This is a genomic window from Thalassiella azotivora (assembly GCF_054781695.1).
In genome coordinates this window covers 67451-85057 of the sequence record NZ_BAAGTX010000013.1, presented here as the reverse complement: position 1 = coordinate 85057, position 17607 = coordinate 67451, and the positions used below count along the sequence as shown (strand labels likewise).

Sequence of the window (17607 nt, the reverse complement as noted above, 5' to 3'; positions counted from 1 at the left end):
GACCGCCGGCCGCTACCCGGCCCGGTGCTCAGCCCCAGCAGTTGCGCACCCCGAAGGGCACCTCCCGCGACTCGACGCCGTCCACGGGGGCGCCGGTGACGAGGACGAGGCCGGTGTCCAGGCGGGCGGGCGGCGGCCGGCCGTCCCGCACGGCCTCGGCGACGGCCTGGACGCCGCGGCGCGCCATGTTCTGCGGGTACTGCTGCGCCGTGGCGTCGATCAGCCCGGGGCGCACGCCGTCCTTGATCGCCTGGCACCCGCCGTCGACGGACACGACCACGACGTCGTCGAGGTCGACCCCGGCGGCCTGCAGCGCCTCGACCGCCCCGAACGCGGCGGGCTCGTTGACCGTGTAGACGACGTTGACGCCCGGGTCCCGGGAGAGCAGCTGCTCCATGCCCTCCCGCGCCGTGTCGCGGTCGCCCTCGGTGTCGACGCTGCCGACGACCTCGGGACCGTCCCGCTCGACCCCGAACCCGGCGAGGAAGCCGTCCAGGCGCTGCTCCCCCGACGCGATCCCCGGTGCGAGGTCGAGCAGCGCGACCCGCGGCTCGAGGCCGTCGGCCTCCGCCCGGGCGCGGGCGTAGCGCCCGACCAGCTCCCCGGCCGCGCGGTTGTCGGTGGCGAAGGTGGCGTCGACGGCGGACGGCGGGTCGGTCGGGGTGTCGACGGCGATGACGAGGACACCCGCCTCCTGCGCCGCCTCGATGGCCGGCAGGAGGGCGCGCGAGTCGGTGGGGGCGACGAGGATCCCGTCGACGCCCTGCTCGGTCATCTCCTGCAGCGCCTCGACCTGGGAGCGCACGTCGACGTCGCTGGTCCCGGTCGCGGTCAGCAGCGTCACGTCGTGCTCGTCGGCGGCGTCCTGCGCGACCTCGCGCATCGTCACCCAGTACGGGTTCGTCTCCTGCTTGGTGACCAGGCCGACGGTGACGGGCTCCCGGTCGTCGCCGCAGGCGGCCAGGGCGAGTCCGGTGAGGACGACGACGAGCGCGCCGGCGGCGCGGGCCCGGGGGCCGTCGCGACGCGTCCCGCTCACGACGCGGCCCCCCGGGCGGGGTAGCGGCGCCCGGTGCGTCGGTGGCCGCGGCGCAGGTCGAACAGGGCGAACGTCGCGACGACGACGAGGCAGGCGCCGGGGACGACGAACCCCAGCGCGGTCCGCCCGGACGCGTCCATCACCGCGCCCTGCACGAGCGGCAGCAGCGCGCCGCCGAGGATGGCCATGACGAGCCCGGCCGCCCCGAACTTGGCGTCCTCCCCGAGGCCCTGCAGCGCGATGCCGTAGATCGTGGGGAACATCAGCGACAGCGAGGCGGAGATCGCCACCACGGCGAGCAGCCCGACGAGGTCGAGCGACACCACGGCGACCGCGCAGCACGCGACCCCGAACAGCGCCATGACCAGCAGCAGCAGCGAGGGCCTGACGATGCCGAGCAGGTAGACCATCGCGAACCGGGCGACGAGGAACAGCAGGAGGCTGGCCTGCAGGTACCAGCCGGACTCCTCCGCGGACACGCCCACGACGTCCTGGGCGTAGAGGATGGTGAACGTCCACACGCAGGTCTGCGCCGCGACGTTGAAGAACTGCGCCACGACCCCGAACCGGTAGTGCCGGTTGGCCCACAGGCGCCGTCCGGCCCCTCCGGTGGGGACCGTGGCCGCCTCGGTCTCGCCGGGCAGGTCCATCCGGCGGGTGGCGATGAGCACCCAGATCACCACGAGGACCACGGCGATCCCGAGGTAGGGACCGAGGACCGAGTCCAGGTCGGACTCCTGGCTCGCGCGCAGCTCGGCGGGCGACATGATCGTCTTGGCGGACTCGGGGGTCAGGGCCGGCAGCACGAGCAGCGCTCCCAGCAGCACGCCGATGTTGGCGCCCACCGGGTTGAAGGCCTGGGCCAGGTTCAGCCGGCGGGTGGCGGTGGGTTCGTCGCCCATCGCGATGACGAAGGGGTTGGCCGAGGTCTCCAGGATCGACAGGCCGGCCGCCAGCACGAACAGCGCCAGCAGGAAAGCCTCGTAGGCGAGCAGGGCGCTCGCGGGCAGGAAGAGGAACCCGCCGACCGCTGCCAGCCCGAGGCCGGTCAGGACGCCGGCCTTGTAACCGAATCGTCGGTTGACGAAGGCGGCCGGCAGTGCGAGGAGGAAGTACGCCCCGTAGTACGCGAACTGGACCAGTGAGGACTGGAAGTTCGACATGTCGAAGATGCTGCGGAAGACGCCGACGAGGACGTCGGTGAGGTTCGCGGCGGCACCCCACGCGGCGAAGCAGAGGACCAGGAGGACGAAGGGGACCCGCAGCTCGGGGGCCACCAGGCGCGCCGGTCCACTGCGGGAACCGCTGGGCGGAGCCGTCGACGTCGCCACGAGCACGATCCGATCTGTGTGACGGGCGTCACAATGAGTCGTCAGCGTACCCCGAGGTCCGCGCCCGCGCGTCCGTCCCGACCGCGTCGCTGCGCGCGCCGGCTCCCCGACGGCATCCGTACGGTGTGGCCATGACCCCTGTCGCCCGAGGAGCACGACCGTGGTGAGCCCTGCCGACGCCCTGGCGAAGGTCGCCTGGCACACCCTGCCGGCGACCGACGTCGCCGACCGGCTCGGCGTCGACCCCGCCGACGGCCTGCCCGCGGACGAGGCCGAGCGGCGGCTCGCCGAGCACGGCGAGAACGCCCTGGAGGAGGCCGAGGCGACCCCGCTGTGGCGCCGCCTGCTGGCCCTGGCCACCGAGCCGATGACCCTCGTGCTCGTCGCCGCCGCGCTGGTGAGCCTGCTCGTCTCCGGCGAGCTGAAGACGCCCGTCGTCATCCTCGTCGTCGTCGTCTTCAACGCCGTGCTCAACCTCGTCCAGGAGCGGCGCGCCGAGAACAGCCTCGAGGCGCTCGCGGAGATGACGGTCACCCGGGCCCGGGTCCGCCGCGGCGGCCGGGTCACCGAGGTCGACGCGCGCCGGCTCGTGCCGGGTGACGTCGTCCTGCTCGAGGCCGGTGACGTCGTCCCCGCCGACGGCAGGCTGGTCGAGACGGTGGGGATGGAGGTCGAGGAGGCCGCCCTCACCGGCGAGTCCGCGCCCGTGCCGAAGGACCACCGGTCCCGCGACGACGCGGACGCGCCGCTCGGCGACCGCGACGGCATGGCCTTCATGAGCACCTCGGTGACCCGCGGCCGCGGGGTCCTCGTCGTCACCGGCACCGGCATGGGCACCGAGATCGGCCGGGTCGCCGGGATGCTCGGCGAGGCCGGCCGGGACTCCACCCCGCTGCAGCGCCAGATCGCCCGGCTCGCGCTGCTGCTCAGCGTGGTCGCCCTCGCCGTCGTGGCCGTCGTCATCGTCCTCGGCCTGCTGCGCGGCCAGCCGCTCGAGGAGCTCTTCCTCACCGCCGTGTCCCTCGCCGTCGCCACCATCCCCGAGGGGCTCACGGCCGTCGTCGCGTTCACCCTCGCGATGGGCGCCGCGCGGCTCGCCCGCCGCGGGGCCATCGTCAAGGACCTCACCTCCGTCGAGACGCTCGGCTCCACCGCCCACATCGCCACCGACAAGACCGGGACGCTGACGCTCAACCAGATGACGGCGCGCGAGCTGTTCGCCGAGCAGCGGCTGTTCCGGGTCGGCGGCGAGGGCTATGCCACGGACGGCGCCCTGGACGTCACCGGCGACGACCCCGCCCCCGACGTGCGCGCCGCCCTGCTCGCGTGCGCTCTCGCCGGCGACGCCGTCGTCCGCGACGGCGAGCTCGTCGGCGACCCCACCGAGGGCGCCCTCGTCGTCCTGGCGGCGAAGGGCGGCCTGGACGTGGAGGGGGCCCGGCGCGCGTGGCCACGGCTGACCGAGGTGCCCTTCGACTCCGACCGCAAGTACATGGCGACCGTGCACCGCTGGGCGGACCTGTCCGGTGACGGCCCGCTGGGGCAGTGGGCCGACGGTCTGCTGCCGGCCGCAGGGGCCGGCGGGCGCGTCCTGGTCAAGGGCGGGCCGGACGTCGTCCTGTCCCGGTGCGCCCGCCTGGACACCCCCGACGGGCCGGTCGACCTGGACGGCGGCCGGCGCGAGCGGGTCGACGCGCTCAACGCCGAGATCGGCGCCCGGGGGCTGCGCGTGCTCGCCGTCGCGCAGCGCGACCTGGGCGCCGACGAGCTCGACGGCCTGGCCGACCTCGCCCCGGAGGACCTCGACGGGCACGTGCGCGACCTGACCCTGCTCGCCCTCGTCGGCATCCTCGACCCGCCGCGGCCCGAGGTGCGCGCCGCCGTCGAGCAGGCGCAGCAGGCCGGCATCGCCGTCCACATGATCACGGGGGACCACGTCGGGACCGCGTCGGCGATCGCCGACGACCTCGGGATCGGTGGGGACGCGGTCTCCGGCGCGGACGTCGACGCCCTGGACGACGACGCGCTGGCCGAGCGCGCGAAGGGGCTCGGCGTGCTCGCCCGGGTCAGCCCGACGCACAAGATCCGGATGGTCGACGCGCTGCGTTCGGACGGCTCCGTCGTGGCGATGACCGGCGACGGGGTCAACGACGCCCCGGCCCTGCAGCAGGCCGACATCGGCATCGCGATGGGCATCACCGGCACCGAGGTGTCCAAGGGCGCCGCGCGGATGGTGCTGACCGACGACAACTTCGCGACGATCGTGGCCGCCGTCCGCGAGGGCCGCGGCATCTACGACAACGTCGTGAAGTTCGTCCGGTTCCAGATCGCGACGTCGTGGGGCTTCGTCATCATCTTCCTCGCCGCGGGCCTGACCGGGCTCGCGGGTGGGGCGCCGTTCACCGCGCTGCAGGTGCTGTGGGTCAACATCATCATGGATGGCCCGCCGGCGATGGCCCTCGGCCTGGACCGCCCGGACGCCGACGTGATGCACCGGCCGCCGCGCCCCGTCGGCGAGCCGATCCTGACCCGCTCCCGGATCGGGCGGATCGTCCTGGCGTCGTCGGTGATGGCCGTCGGGACCCTCGGGGTGCTGTGGTGGGCCGAGGACTCCGGCGTCGGCGACGACCAGGCCCGCACCCTGGCCTTCACCACCTTCGTGCTGTTCCAGGTGCTCAACCTGCTCAACGTCCGCAGCCGCGAGCGCTCGGTCTTCTCCCGGGCGACCCTCACCAACCGCGCGCTGTGGGTGTCTCTGGCCGCCATCCTCGTCCTGCAGGCGCTCGTCCTCACCGTCCCCGTGCTGCAGGGCTTCCTGGACACCACGACCCTGACCCCCGCGCAGTGGGTCACCGCGGCGGCCGTCGCGTCGTCGGTGCTGTGGGTCGAGGAGCTGCGCAAGCTGGTCGCCCGGCACCGGTGACCCCGGCACCGCTGACCCCGGGCCGGTCGCGCCGGTCCGGGGTCGACGGTCGTGCCGCGGCGCCTGCGGTCAGGCGCCGACGGCACGGGTGGCGGTGTCGTGCCCGGGCACCAGCCCGGCGTGGTCGAGCAGCTCGACCGCGAACACCGCGAGCAGGGCGACCATGAAGACCGCCAGCCAGACCTCCGCGGCCGCCGTCTCCGCCAGCGCCAGGGCCACCAGCCCCAGCACTCCGGCGACCGCGGCGAGCCCGATCTCGACCCGCCCCACCCGGTCGGCCGGGTCGCCCCGGCGCAGCACCAGGAAGGCGGCGGTCCCGAGCACCAGCCCGATCGCGGCCATCCCGCGCGGGTCCTGGACGAACGGCATCGAGCCGTTCACCAGGTAGCCCACGTAGGGGATCGCGATCGCGGCCAGCAGGACGGCACCGACCAGGTCCCTCGTCGTCAGTCTCATCGTGCACCTCCTCTCGTGCCCTCCAGGCTCCTCCCCCGGGACGGCGGGCACCAGGAGCGAAGGTCCCCCGTGCAGACTGCCCCGCATGGGACACGGCCACAGCCACCTGCCGCCCGACCTCGGGTCGCCCGCACCGGTCCGCCGCCCGCGCCGCGACGCGCCCCTCAGCGACCGGGTCCGCGCGACGCTCGTCGCGCTCGTCGTCGTCGCCGGGCTGCTGTCCGCCGGCGGGATGGCGCTGCTGTGGCCCAGCGGGGACCTCGAGGAGGTGCCCGGCGTCACCGACGTCTTCGAGGGCGTGGACGTCGCCCGCGGGGTCGTGGTCTCCGCGGACGGCGGGCGGTGCCCCGGGACGTCGGAGGACCGGCTGCCCTCGGGGGACCTGCCCGCGTCCGTGCAGTGCGCCTGGGCGACCGTGGAGCTCGTCGCCGGCCCCGACGCGGGGGACGAGGTGACCGTCGACGTCCCACCGCAGACCTACGCGGCGGGCCTCGTCGCGGGGGACGACGTCGACCTCGCCCGGTACCCCCCTCAGCCGGGTGTGGGGCAGCTGTACGTGTGGGTGGACCACGCCCGAGACCTGCCGCTGACGGTGCTCACCGGCGCGTTCGCACTGCTCGTCGTCGCGGTCGCGAGGCTCCGCGGCCTGGCGTCGCTGCTCGGGCTGGCCATCGCCTACGCGACGATCTTCTGGTTCATGCTGCCGGCGCTGCGCGAGGGGCAGAACCCGATCGGGGTCGGCCTCGCCGGTTCCGTGGCGATCATGGTCGTGATCCTGTACCTGGCGCACGGGTTCTCGATGAAGACGACCACCGCCCTGCTCGGGACCGTCGCCGGGCTGGTGCTCACCGCGCTGCTGGGCTGGTGGGCCGCGTCCGCGACGCACCTGTCGGGTCTGAGCTCGGAGGACGACTACGTCCTGAGCTCGCTGACCGGCGGCGGGGACCTGCGCGGCGTCGTCCTGTGCGGGATCGTCGTCGCCGGCCTCGGCGTCCTCAACGACGTCACCATCACGCAGGCGTCCGCCGTGTACGAGCTGCGCCAGCACCTGCCGAACGCGTCGGTCCGCGAGCTGTTCGCCAGCGGCATGCGGATCGGCCGCGACCACCTCGCGTCCACCGTGTACACGATCGCGTTCGCCTACGCCGGTGCCGCGCTGCCCGTGCTGCTGCTCATCGACCTGTACGACCAGCCGCTCGGGCAGGTGCTGACCAGCCAGGGGATCGCCGAGGAGATCGTGCGCACCGTCGTCGGGGCCATGGGCCTGATCGCCGCGGTGCCGCTGACGACCGGGATCGCCGCGCTGGCCGTGACTCAGGGGCGGCGCCAGTCGTCCGAGGTGAGGTGGGAGCCGGCCATCGGGCCCATGGTCAGCATGCCGCCGTCCACGGGCCACGAGGACCCGGTCACGTAGCCGCCCTCGGGAGAGCACAGCAGGGCCACGACGGCCGCGACCTCACGGGCGTCGCCGGGGCGGCGCAGGGGGACGCCGCGCCGTTCCTGGCCCGTGGGGTCGACGTCCTCCTGGTCGGTCATCGGGGTGGCGATCTCGCCGGGCGCGACGGAGTTGACCGTGATGCCGTGCTCGGCCAGCTCCAGCGCCGCGACCTTCGTCAGCAGGCCGAGGCCGCCCTTGGCGGCGCAGTACGGTCCCGCACCGACCCGCGGCGCGTGCTCGTGCACGCTGGTGACGTTGACGACGCGTCCGCCGCGCCCGCCCGCGACCATCCGGCGCGCCGCCCGCTGCAGGCAGCAGAACGCGCCGTCGAGGTCGGTGGCGACGACCTCCCGCCAGGTGGCGAAGTCCAGGTCGAGCAGCAGCGTCGCCGTGCCGGTGCCGGCGTTGTTGACGAGGACGTCGAGGCGGCCGTCGTCGGACAGGGCGTCGGCGAGCTCGTCGACGACGCCCGCAGCGTCGGGCAGGTCCGTCAGGTCCAGGTGCCGCACCTCGGCCCGCCGGCCGGTGGCCCGGACCTCCTCCGCCGTCCGCCGGGCGCCGTCCTCGTCGGTGTGCCAGGTGACGCCCACGTCGCACCCGTCCCGGGCGAGGGCCACGGCGACGGCGCGGCCGATGCCGGAGTCCGAACCGGTCACCACCGCCACGCGCTGGTCCCCGGCTGCCGCGGCGGCGTCGTCCGGCAGCCGGTCGGGTGCGGGGGTGGACCCGGACGTCGAGTGGTCGCTCATGGCGAGGCGTTACCCGACGGGCCGCGGCTCACACGTGCTCGTCCGGCGCGGGTACGCCGTCCGGGGGCGGGTCGACCGCCACGGTCGTGATCCGACGGCCGTCCGTGCCGGTGACCACGAGCCGGTGCCCCGCGGCCTCCACCTCGTCGCCGACGACCGCGACGCGCCCCAGCCGGTGCAGCACGTACCCCGCGGCGGTCTCGTACGGCCCGTCCAGCAGGGTCACCCCCGTGCGCTCGGCGAACTCCTCGATGGTGAACCCGGCGTCGACGTCCCTCCCGCCGGTGCCGACCGGTGGCGGCGCGGTGTCGTACTCGTCGCCGATCTCCCCGACGAGCTCCTCGACGAGGTCCTCGAGCGTGACGATCCCGTCGGTCCCGCCGTACTCGTCGACGACCAGCGCCAGGTGAGCCCGGCGCCGGCGCATCTCCGACAGCGTCGGCAGCAGCGGGTTCGTGCCCGGGAGCCGAAGCAGGGGGCGCAGGTGGCTGCGCAGCGGCTCGTCCTCGGGGACCCCGAGCAGGTCGCGGACGTGCACGAACCCGACGACGTCGTCGAAGCCGTCCCGCACCACCGGGTAGCGCGAGTGCGGCGCGTCGCGCACCGCTGCCAGGACGTCGCCGACAGCGCCGTCCAGGGGCAGGAACGTCACCCGGCCCCGGGGACGCATCACCTCGACGAGGGACCGGTCGGTCGCGTCGAGCACGTCGCGCAGGATCCGTCGCTCCTCGTCGGCGAGGGCGTCGTGGGTGACGACGAGGTCGCGCAGCTCCTCCTCGGTCATCACCTCCGACGTCGCCCGCGGGTCGCCGCCGAGCAGGCGCACGACCACGTCCGTGGACCGGGAGAGCAGCCACACCACGGGACGGGCGAGCGTGGCGAACCGGTCCAGGGCCGGGCCGACGAGCAACGACACCCCCGCGGCCCGCTGGAGGGCCAGTCGCTTCGGGACGAGCTCGCCGAGCACCAGCGACAGGTACGCGATCGCCAGCGTCAGGCCCACGAGCGCGACTGTCGCCGCGGCCCCCTCCGACAGCCCCCAGCCGACGAGGACCGGCTCGACGTCGTCAGCCAGCGTGGACGCCCCGTAGGCGGCCGAGAAGAAGCCCGCGACGGTCACGCCGATCTGCACGGAGGCGAGGAAGCGGTTCGGGTCACGGGCGACGCGGGCCACCCGGGCGCCGCGGGCACCCCGCTGCTCGAGCTGGGCGACCTGGCTGTCCCGCAGCGAGACCAGCGCGATCTCGGTCCCGGCGAACACCCCTCCGACCAGGACGAACGCGACGACGAGCAGGACGTTGAGCCAGGTGTCCTGGTCCACAGGGTCTCCTCCCGGGGACGGTGAGCCGACCGTGCCCCCCCACCAGCATCCCCGGACGGAGGGCCCCGTGTCGCGGCGCGGACCCGTCCAACCAGCCCCGCGCGCCCGCCGCGGCGGCGGCGTTCCGTCATACCCGACCTGCGAGGGCGCCCCGGACGCGGTAGCACGGAGGCGTGCACCAGCTGGGGCGGGCCGCCGAACCGGTCGCGGAGACCGCCGAGACCGCCGAGTCCGTGCTCGGCGACGTCGTGGCTCTCCTCGTGACGGTCGTGGAGGCGTGCGGAGCCGTCGTGATCATCGTCGGCGCGCTCTGGGCCTTCGGGCAGTTCGTGGGCCGCGCGGCGACCGGCCGGACAGCTGACGGCTTCGTGACGGTCAGGCTCCGGCTGGGGCGCTTCCTCGCACTGGGCCTGGAGTTCCAGCTGGCGGGGGACGTGCTGCGCACCGCGGTGGCCCCGACGTTCGAGCAGATCGGCCAGCTGGCGGCCATCGCTGCGATCCGGACCGCCCTCAACTACTTCCTGTCCCGCGAGATCGCCGAGGAGCGTCGTCAGCTCGAGCAGGACGCCCCCGACCTCGGCGTCACGCCCGGCCCTCCCGAGGGCGGCGACCCGGCTCGTGGCTGATGTGGTCGCCGTGGTGACGGCTCTCGCGGCGGCCGCCACCGCCGCGGCCGCCGTGCTCTGCGCCCTGCTGGTGCTGCTGCGGACCCGGTCGTGGCGCGTGGCCCTGCCCGTGCTGCTGGACCTCCTGCTGGCCGCCGGCCTGCTGCGCCTGAGCGGCGCCCAGGCCTGGCCTTCGCTGGTCGGGGCGGCGGTCGTGGTGGCGCTGCGCCACGTGGTGGTCCAGGGCCTGCGCGCCAACCCGTCCTGGTCGGTGCGCTCCCCGGGCCCCACCGCAGCGGAGAAGACCCCGTCGGTGTGAGGTCGACGCCGGGAGAGAAGAGGAGGACGGCCGTGCCGAAGACCACGAGGAAGGGCGAGCCGAGGGAGTCGGAGCTGCCCGGCACGCTGCGGCGCTCCGGTGACAAGGCGCAGCGCACGTTCGCGAAGGCGCACGACGCCGCGGCGGAGGAGTACGACGACGAGCAGCGGGCGCACCAGGTGGCGTACGCGGCGCTGAAGCACACCCACGAGAAGGTCGGGGACCACTGGGAGCCCAAGGACGAAGCAGGTCCCTCCGACGCGCAGGCGGCCGGTGGTGCGGACACCGACCGGCCGACCGCCGGCGGCGTCGACGCCAACGCCAGCAAGCGCCACCTGTACGAGCTCGCCCGGCGGCTCGACGTCCCCGGCCGGTCGAGGATGAGCAAGGACGAGCTGGTCGAGGCGCTCCAGGCCGCGAACGACCGGGAGACGCGCCGGGCGCGGTCCTGAGGACTCGACGACGACCGGGGCAGGGCCGACCGGCACACTGGGGCCGTGGTCGTGGAGCTGGGCGGGCGGGACCTCCGCCGGTACGCGCTGGTCGTCGTCGACGTCCAGGAGGGGTTCCGCGACCCCTCGTGGGGTCGGCGCAACAACCCCGGCTGCGAGGCGGCCGTGGCCTCGCTGCTGGGAGCCTGGCGCGCCGCGGCCGCCCCGGTGGTGCTCGTCCGGCACGACTCGACGTCCGCGTCCTCGCCGCTGCGCCCCGGCCAGGCGGGCAACGACCTGCTGCCCGGGGTGGACGGGCCGCACGACCTGCTCGTGACGAAGTCGGTCAACTCGAGCTTCCACGGCAGTCCCGACCTGGACGCGTGGCTGCGGTCTCGCGACGTCCCGGGCATCGTGGTGTGCGGGATCACGACCAACCACTGCTGCGAGACGACGGCGCGCGTGGGCGGCAACCTGGGCCACGACGTCCTGTTCGCGCTCGACGCGACGTGCACGTTCGACCGCGACGGACCGGACGGGACGACGGTCGACGCCGACACGCTGGCGCGGGTGACCGCCGCGAACCTGCACGGCGAGTTCGCGCACGTCACCTCGACGTCGGAGCTCGTCGGCGCGCTGGGTCCGACGTCCGGCTGAGACACCGCGACGATCGTCGACTGCGCCCGCCGCTCACGCCGTGAGACGGTGAGGGGCATGTCGGGACCGGTGCGGGCCATCCGTCGCGTCGCCGTGACGGTCGTCGGGTCGGTGGTCCTCGTCGCGGGTGCGCTGATGCTCGTGCTGCCCGGGCCGGGTCTGCTCGGGGTGGCCGCGGGACTGGCGATCCTCGCGACCGAGTACCACTGGGCGCGCCGGTACGTGCACCGGGTGCGGGAGCGAGCCCACCAGGTGTCCCAGCTGTCGGCCGCCAGCCCGCGGAACACCGTCGGCGCCGTCCTGTTCGCCGTGCTCCTCGCGGGCGCCGGTGTCGTGCTGCTGGTGTCGCCGGACCTGCTGCCGGTCGGCGGGACGGCGGCGGGCGTCGGCCTGGTCGTCGGCGGTGTCGTCATCTGCCTGGGGACGGTGCTCGGCTACCGCGAGCGGCGCCTGGCGCTGCGGGGGGCCGGTCGGCCGAGCGACCGCGAGCGCGTCTGACGTCCTGCTCAGCGACCCGTGCGCTCAGCGCGCTGCGGCCGACGGTGCGCGCCCACCGGCCCAGCGTCCCCGGTGGAGCACGCCGGTGACGGTGAGGTCGTCGTCGAGGCACACCACGTCGGCGCGCGCGCCGGGGGAGAGGTGCCCGCGGTCGTCCAGGCCCAGCGCGCGGGCCGGGGCGGTGCTGGCGGCGTGGACGGCGCCGGCCAGCGGCACGCCGGCGGCGACGGCGCAGCGGACCGCGGCGTCCATGGTCAGGGTGCTGCCGGCGATCGCGCCGGTGGAGCCCACCCGGGCGACACCCCGGGACACCTCGACGTCCAGGCCGCCGAGCCGGTAGGAGCCGTCACCGGCGCAGGCTGCCGCCATCGCGTCGGTCACGAGGGCCACGCCGCCGCGGGCGGCGCGGACGGCCATCGCCAGGACGTCGGGGTGCACGTGGACGCCGTCGGCGACGAGCTCGACGAGGACCCGGTCGTCCGCCAGGGCCGTGGGGACCGGCCCGGGGTCGCGGTGGTGCACCGGACGCATGGCGTTGAACAGGTGCGTGACGACCCGCGCGCCGGCGTCGAACGCCGCCCGGGCCGTGGCCGCGTCCGCGTCCGTGTGGCCCACGGCGGCCAGGACGCCCTCGGTCTCGAGGTGGCGGACGGCGTCCAGGCCGTGCTCGAGCTCCGGCGCCAGGGTGACCATCCGGACGCCGCCGGCCGCGAGCAGGCGCCGCACCTCGTCGAGGGCGGGTGGGCGCAGCAGCGCGGGGTCGTGGGCGCCGGCGAACCGGGGGCTGAGCCACGGACCCTCGAGGTGGACGCCGGTCACGACGTCGTCGATGACGAGGTCCTGCAGGACCCGGACCTGCTGCTCCAGCACGTCGAGCGGCGCGGTGACCAGGCTGGCCAGCAGCGTCGTCGTGCCGTGCGCCCGGTGCGCCGCGGCGGCCTCGGCCGCGCGGTCGGCACCGGAGCTGGTGGGTGCCCCGGCGGAGGGACCGGTGTGGACGTCGGTGAACGAGTGCCCGCCGCCGCCGTGGCAGTGCAGGTCCACGAAACCGGGCGCGAGCACCGGCACGCGGACCCCGCCAGCGTCGTCGCCGGGAGCCTGTCCGCGGCCGGACGCGGTGACGACGCCGTCGCGGACGCGGACCCAGCCGGGGCCGTCCGCGCCGTCCCCGAGCACGGCTCGGCGGGCGGTCAGCAGCAGCCCGGGTGGTGCGGTGGGCGAGGTCGGGCTCGACGCGCTCGCTGCCACTCGTGCTCTCCTCGGTCCGGGTCGGCGGGTGCCCAGTGTGCCCGAGGGAGACGGGGTGGGGCGGCTGAGCCTCGACCGGTGGACGGCCGAGCACTCAGGACGCGCGTCCGTGCTGCCGATGGACCTGAGAGGCACCGCAGACGGTGCCCAGGCACGTCGGAGGAGCTGTCGTGGTCGGTCGGGTCGGCGTGAGCCGCGTCGCGAGGCGCGCGTGCGGGTGCCCGCACACCTGCTGGCACTCCATCCCCTCCGTGGTGCCAGCAGGGCCGGGGGCACCCCCTCCCGCGCCGGCCGTCCGGGCCGCGGCCAGGGTGCCGGCACCCCGCCGCGACCCGGACGGCGACGCCGTCCGCTGAGGATCAGCCGAGCGCGTCGGGCGCGTGGTGGCTGTGCCCGCCGCGCTCACCGCTGCGACCGGCCCCGTGGGACCTGCCGGGAGCCCGCGGCTCGTCGTTCACCGTCGACGTGTCGTAGGCGAACGTGATGACGGCGTGCGCCAGCGCGTCGGAGTTCTGGTCGAGCGCGTCGACGTTGACGTTCCCGACGAGGGTGTAGTCCTCGGCCAGGGCGGCGTACAGCGCCTCGTCCTGGCCGTCGCCGCGCAGGTTGTCGCAGAACGCGTGGTAGCAGGGGTCCTTCGACGCCCCGGCGACGCCGCCGAAGAGCGCGGCCTCGTCGGCGGTCTTGGGAACCTCCGCACCGGTGAACAGGCCGCCGGACGGGACGCCGACCGCGATGAACGGGCCGTAGTCCGAGCGGCCCGAGAACTCCGAGTCAACGTACGGCAGGTCGCGGCTGTCGTAGAACGACTCGAAGACGTCCTCGATCTCCGCGGACCCGGCGGGGATGAAGCCGTCGGGGGCGGTGCCACCGGAGTTGTCGCCGTCGTAGATCCCGGTCGTGTAGTTGGGAGAGGCGATCATGTCGACGTTGAGGTACAGCGCGATGTCCGCGACCTCGTCCTCTGTCAGCTGCTCGACGTAGTACTCGGAGCCGAGCAGGCCCTCCTCCTCGGCTCCCCACCACGCGAAACGCACCGCGTTGTTGGGCCGCACCTTCTGCATCTGGATCGCGACCTCGAGCAGCGCCGCGCTGCCGGAGCCGTTGTCGTTGATGCCGGCTCCCTCCTGGACGCTGTCGAGGTGCGCCCCGGCCATGACGACGTTGTCGGTGCGCCCGTACTCGGTCTGCGCCAGGACGTTGTACGTCGTGCGCTCCTCGGCCGTGTACTCCACGGTGACCGTCACGGTCGCCCCGGGCGTCGACGCCAGGTCGGCTCCGACCGTCTGCACCGCGAAGACGACGGGGATGGTCAACCCGGTGGCGTCGCCGATCATGCTGACCAGACCCGTGGTGTTGTTCCAGATGACCGCGCCGGAGGCGCCGGCCGCCTGCGCGTTCAGGGCCTTGACGGCGAAACCGCACGAACCGCGCTGGATCAGGGCGATCGACCCGGCCGGGAACCCGGCGAAGTCCGTCGCCTCGCAGCCGCTCGAGGCGCTGCCGGGGTCGACCACCACCAGCGGGGCGGTCGCGGTGCCCTCCGGGGTGCCGGAGTCGAACGAGTTCCTCAGGAAGTCGGAGCCGTTGACGTAGCTGGTCGGGTTCGGGGACACGCGGCGCAGCACCGAGTCGTCCTCGACGAAGGTGAAGGGGAACGCCTGCACCGTCGGGTCGTACCCGGCGGCCTCGAGCTGCTCCACGACGTAGTCGACGCTGGCGTCGTAGCCGGGCAGGCCGGCGGCGCGGTTGCCGCCGTTGGCGTCCGCGACGTCCTGGAAGGCCTCGAGGTGCTCCAGGACGTTCTCCGGCGTGACCGCCTTGGTGAGCTTCTTCGACGAGTTGTTGTTCGGGACGGCGCTCGCCGCCGGTCCGGTCAGGACGGCCGAGACGCCCAGGGCGGTGGCCGCGACCATCGCTCCGAACGCCGTACGGGATCGGTTCATCGGGGGTTGCCCTTCTCGTTCGCGGCGCGGCAGGGCGGACCTGCGTACGCCGACACCGAACCCCCGAGCGAGCGTGACGTTAACCCTCGCGCGCGCCGGTGGGAAGAGCCGTGACGGGCGAGGACGTCGTCCTGCCCGGAGAATCGGCGGGGTGACGGGCACGCAGCGGGGGCAGGGCGGCGGCGCCGGCAGGGCGCAGGACGGACCGTCGGGGACGTCGGCCGCGGAGGCGATCGCCCGCAGGCTGGACAAGCCGATGGGTGCGCTCGGTGTGCTGTTCCTGCTCGTCGTGCTCGGGCAGACGACGGCGAGCGACCCGGCGCTGCTGTCGGTCCTGTCGGTGGTCGGTTGGGGGCTGTGGGCGGTGTTCGTCGCCGAGCTGGCCCTGCGCGCCTACGTCGCCCGCGACCAGCGGACGTTCTGGCGGCGCAGCTGGTGGCAGGTGCTCTTCCTGCTGCTGCCCTTCCTGCGGCTGCTGCGGGCCCTGACGATCCTGCGCGCCGCGCGGGTCGGGGGCGTGCTGTCCGCGGCCGTCCGCGGCTCGCGCTCAGCCGGCCGGCTGCTCTCCGGGCGGCTGGCGTGGCTGTCGGTGGTGACCGGGGTGGTCGTGCTGGCCAGCAGCCAGGTGACGTACCTGCTCGGGCTGCACGACTCCTACGGCGAGGCCCTGCACGACGCCGCGATGTCGACGGTCACCGGCGCCCCGCTGGACGCCGAGGGCAGCACCGCCCGGCTGCTGGAGGTCGGCCTGGCGGTGTACTCCGTCGTCGTGTTCGCCACCTTGGCGGCCACGCTCGGCGCCTTCTTCCTCGACCGCGGGCCGGGTGAGGGCGGTCCCGTCGAGGGCGGGGCGGCGCCACCCGGGTGAGGCGCTCCCGCTTGGTCCGAGGGCCCGGTGGGGGTGCGGGGTGAGCAGGGTCAGGGGAGGGTGCCGTCGAACTCCGGGACCGGGCGCTCGTCGGCCTCCTCCTGCGTCGTCGCCTCGCCGTTCTCGGCGATGTCGGCGATGAGCCACTCCATCTCGTCGATCTCGCGGACCTGGGCCTTGCTGATCTCGTCGGCCAGCTCAGCCACCCGCACGTCGGTGATCTCGGCGCGTTCGCTGGTGAGGATGGCGATGGAGTGGTGGGGGATCATCCCCTTCATGTACGCGACGTCCTGGACGAGGGTCTGCGACCGCGACAGGAACAGCGCGGCCCCGGCCAGCACCAGCGCGCCGACGACGATGCCGACGTTGACGGCGACGTTCTTGTACATCATCCCCCACATGAACCCGAGCATGATGATCGCCATGCAGGCACCCATGAGCAGCGCCATGTAGACGCGCTCCTCACTGAACCGCACGTCGCTGAGCCGGAAGGCGTTGGTGTAGGTGAGTGCGAACATCACGAGCGTGGAGGTCGCGATCATCGCGCCGAACCGCAGGTACATCCGCATCTCGTGACCGCCCCCGCCGTGCTCGTCGTCGCGGTGGTCGTCCTGTCGGTCCGCGTGCTCGTGGCCGGTGTCGGTCATCGCTGGCGCCCCTCTTCCCGTCGCGCGTGCGTGCTCGTCCCCTCCTTCCTACCGACGAGCGTGCGAGCCGGCACGTCGGCCGTCGTCGTGGTCACGGCCGGGACGACGGCGCAGCAGCGGCTCGAGCCCGGCGTCCTCCGCCGGGGTGGCGACACGGAACGGCGCGGTGGTGGGCGCAGCCGGCGCGCGGCGTCCCTGCCCCCTCGTAGCACGCAGGCTGGCGACCACGGCGACGGCGAGGATGGTCGTGATGACCGCCAGCGAGACCGGCGTCGGCACGTAGACCACGTCGACCTTGAGCATCATCTTCACGCCCACCCAGACGAGGACGAGCGCGAGCCCGGTCTTGAGGTACACGAACCGGTGGATGAGATCTGCGAGAAGGAAGTACATGGCCCGCAGACCCAGCACCGCGAAGGCGTTGGCGGTGAAGACGAGGAAGGGCTCGTCGGTGACCGCGAAGATGGCCGGGATCGAGTCGACCGCGAACACGACGTCGGTGGCCTCGACGAGGACGAGCACGAGCAGCAGCGGGGTGGCCAGGAGGACCCCGCCGCGCCGGACGAGCAGGCGCTGGCCGTGGTAGGCGTCGGTCATCGGCACCCAGCGGCGGAACAACCGCACGACGCGCGACCGCTCGGGGTCGACGTGGTCCTCGCGCTGGCGCAGCATCCGGTAGCCGGTCCAGAGGAGGAAGGCGGCGAAGATGTAGAGCACCCAGGAGAAGCTGGCGATGAGCACGGCGCCGGCGGCGATGAACGCGCCCCGCAGCACCAGGGCGCCGATGACGCCGAGGAACAGCACGCGGTGCTGCAGCTCGCGGGGGACGGCGAAGTAGGACAGCAGCACCGCCCAGACGAACACGTTGTCGACGGCCAGCGACTTCTCGATGAGGTAGCCGGCGAAGTACTGCTGGCCGAGGTCCGCGCCGTAGGTGCGCCAGACCCACACGCCGAACGCCACGCCCAGCGCGACCCAGACGACGGACCAGGCGGCGGCCTCCCGGACGCCGATGACGTGGGCGCGGCGGTGGGCGAACAGGTCGACCGCCAGCATCGCGAGGATGACGGCGAGCACGGCGAACCAGGTGGTCAGGGGGACGTCCACGAGCAGCCTCCGGTGGGTGCGGAA

17 protein-coding genes are annotated in these 17607 nt (G+C 74.3%); 8 read left to right on the top strand and 9 right to left on the bottom strand.

Annotated elements, in window-relative coordinates:
* Positions 1-28: 28 nt before the first annotated feature.
* Both ACYVQV_RS10690 and fucP read right to left on the bottom strand, forming a co-directional pair.
* On the bottom strand, positions 29-1039 hold the full coding sequence (locus tag ACYVQV_RS10690) for a substrate-binding domain-containing protein (protein ID WP_461023266.1): 1011 nt from the start codon (positions 1037-1039) through the stop codon (positions 29-31).
* Positions 1036-2370, bottom strand: a complete 1335-nt coding sequence (gene fucP / locus ACYVQV_RS10685; protein WP_461023265.1) for an L-fucose:H+ symporter permease — start codon at positions 2368-2370, stop codon at positions 1036-1038. Before fucP ends, ACYVQV_RS10690 begins: the two co-directional genes overlap by 4 nt.
* 160 nt (positions 2371-2530) lie before the next feature.
* On the opposite strand from fucP, the gene ACYVQV_RS10680 reads away from it, so the two are divergent.
* On the top strand, positions 2531-5293 hold the full coding sequence (locus tag ACYVQV_RS10680) for a cation-translocating P-type ATPase (RefSeq protein ID WP_461023264.1): 2763 nt from the start codon (positions 2531-2533) through the stop codon (positions 5291-5293).
* A gap of 69 nt (positions 5294-5362) precedes the next feature.
* Here ACYVQV_RS10680 and ACYVQV_RS10675 read toward each other — a convergent pair whose 3' ends face one another.
* Positions 5363-5749, bottom strand: coding sequence for a hypothetical protein (locus ACYVQV_RS10675; protein WP_461023263.1), 387 nt, complete (start codon positions 5747-5749; stop codon positions 5363-5365).
* An 85-nt stretch (positions 5750-5834) separates the two neighbouring features.
* Between ACYVQV_RS10675 and ACYVQV_RS10670 the strand changes: the two genes are divergently transcribed.
* Positions 5835-7163, top strand: a complete 1329-nt coding sequence (locus tag ACYVQV_RS10670) for a YibE/F family protein (protein WP_461023262.1) — start codon at positions 5835-5837, stop codon at positions 7161-7163.
* Here the strand turns inward: ACYVQV_RS10670 and ACYVQV_RS10665 are convergent.
* Both ACYVQV_RS10665 and ACYVQV_RS10660 read right to left on the bottom strand, forming a co-directional pair.
* The gene (locus ACYVQV_RS10665) at positions 7064-7936 is read right to left on the bottom strand and encodes an SDR family oxidoreductase (RefSeq protein ID WP_461023261.1); all 873 of its coding nucleotides are present in this window, start codon (positions 7934-7936) and stop codon (positions 7064-7066) included. The genes ACYVQV_RS10670 and ACYVQV_RS10665 overlap by 100 nt on opposite strands.
* 28 nt (positions 7937-7964) lie before the next feature.
* A complete protein-coding gene (locus ACYVQV_RS10660; RefSeq protein WP_461023260.1) occupies positions 7965-9257 on the bottom strand; it encodes a hemolysin family protein in 1293 nt (430 codons plus the stop codon).
* A gap of 182 nt (positions 9258-9439) precedes the next feature.
* Here ACYVQV_RS10660 and ACYVQV_RS10655 point away from each other — a divergent pair, with 182 nt between their 5' ends.
* From ACYVQV_RS10655 to ACYVQV_RS10635, 5 genes are read left to right on the top strand one after another with little or no spacing between them, the layout of a single operon-like run.
* Positions 9440-9883 (top strand): DUF1622 domain-containing protein, encoded by a 444-nt coding sequence (locus ACYVQV_RS10655; RefSeq protein WP_461023317.1) that lies wholly within the window; start codon positions 9440-9442, stop codon positions 9881-9883.
* 10 nt (positions 9884-9893) lie between these two features.
* On the top strand, positions 9894-10181 hold the full coding sequence (locus ACYVQV_RS10650; protein WP_461023259.1) for a hypothetical protein: 288 nt from the start codon (positions 9894-9896) through the stop codon (positions 10179-10181).
* A 32-nt stretch (positions 10182-10213) separates the two neighbouring features.
* Positions 10214-10633, top strand: a complete 420-nt coding sequence (locus tag ACYVQV_RS10645) for a ChaB family protein (protein WP_461023258.1) — start codon at positions 10214-10216, stop codon at positions 10631-10633.
* Positions 10634-10678: 45 nt separating this feature from the next.
* Positions 10679-11269: a cysteine hydrolase family protein gene (locus ACYVQV_RS10640; RefSeq protein WP_461023257.1), complete on the top strand. Its 591-nt coding sequence runs from the start codon at positions 10679-10681 to the stop codon at positions 11267-11269.
* Positions 11270-11326: 57 nt separating this feature from the next.
* Positions 11327-11767, top strand: coding sequence for a PGPGW domain-containing protein (locus ACYVQV_RS10635; protein ID WP_461023256.1), 441 nt, complete (start codon positions 11327-11329; stop codon positions 11765-11767).
* 24 nt (positions 11768-11791) lie between these two features.
* On the opposite strand, the gene nagA is transcribed toward ACYVQV_RS10635, so the two are convergent.
* Together nagA and ACYVQV_RS10625 are read right to left on the bottom strand one after the other, a co-directional pair.
* Complete coding sequence (gene nagA, locus ACYVQV_RS10630) at positions 11792-13015, bottom strand: N-acetylglucosamine-6-phosphate deacetylase (protein WP_461023255.1); 1224 nt, start codon at positions 13013-13015, stop codon at positions 11792-11794.
* A gap of 359 nt (positions 13016-13374) precedes the next feature.
* Complete coding sequence (locus ACYVQV_RS10625) at positions 13375-14961, bottom strand: M28 family metallopeptidase (protein WP_461023254.1); 1587 nt, start codon at positions 14959-14961, stop codon at positions 13375-13377.
* Between the two features lie 151 nt (positions 14962-15112).
* Between ACYVQV_RS10625 and ACYVQV_RS10620 the strand changes: the two genes are divergently transcribed.
* Complete coding sequence (locus tag ACYVQV_RS10620) at positions 15113-15829, top strand: hypothetical protein (RefSeq protein WP_461023253.1); 717 nt, start codon at positions 15113-15115, stop codon at positions 15827-15829.
* A 50-nt stretch (positions 15830-15879) separates the two neighbouring features.
* Here the strand turns inward: ACYVQV_RS10620 and ACYVQV_RS10615 are convergent, their stop codons facing one another.
* Positions 15880-16398: a DUF305 domain-containing protein gene (locus tag ACYVQV_RS10615; protein WP_461023316.1), complete on the bottom strand. Its 519-nt coding sequence runs from the start codon at positions 16396-16398 to the stop codon at positions 15880-15882.
* A 126-nt stretch (positions 16399-16524) separates the two neighbouring features.
* Positions 16525-17583, bottom strand: coding sequence for a TerC family protein (locus ACYVQV_RS10610; protein WP_461023252.1), 1059 nt, complete (start codon positions 17581-17583; stop codon positions 16525-16527).
* Between the last annotated feature and the right edge of the window lie 24 nt (positions 17584-17607).

Coding starts and splice junctions, on each gene's coding strand:
- ACYVQV_RS10675 (WP_461023263.1), bottom strand. CDS start 5,749: ATGAGACTGACGACGAGGGACCTGGTCGGTGCCGTCCTGCTGGCCGCG.
- ACYVQV_RS10670 (WP_461023262.1), top strand. CDS start 5,835: ATGGGACACGGCCACAGCCACCTGCCGCCCGACCTCGGGTCGCCCGCA.
- ACYVQV_RS10665 (WP_461023261.1), bottom strand. CDS start 7,936: ATGAGCGACCACTCGACGTCCGGGTCCACCCCCGCACCCGACCGGCTG.
- ACYVQV_RS10635 (WP_461023256.1), top strand. CDS start 11,327: ATGTCGGGACCGGTGCGGGCCATCCGTCGCGTCGCCGTGACGGTCGTC.
- ACYVQV_RS10625 (WP_461023254.1), bottom strand. CDS start 14,961: ATGAACCGATCCCGTACGGCGTTCGGAGCGATGGTCGCGGCCACCGCC.
- ACYVQV_RS10615 (WP_461023316.1), bottom strand. CDS start 16,398: ATGCGGATGTACCTGCGGTTCGGCGCGATGATCGCGACCTCCACGCTC.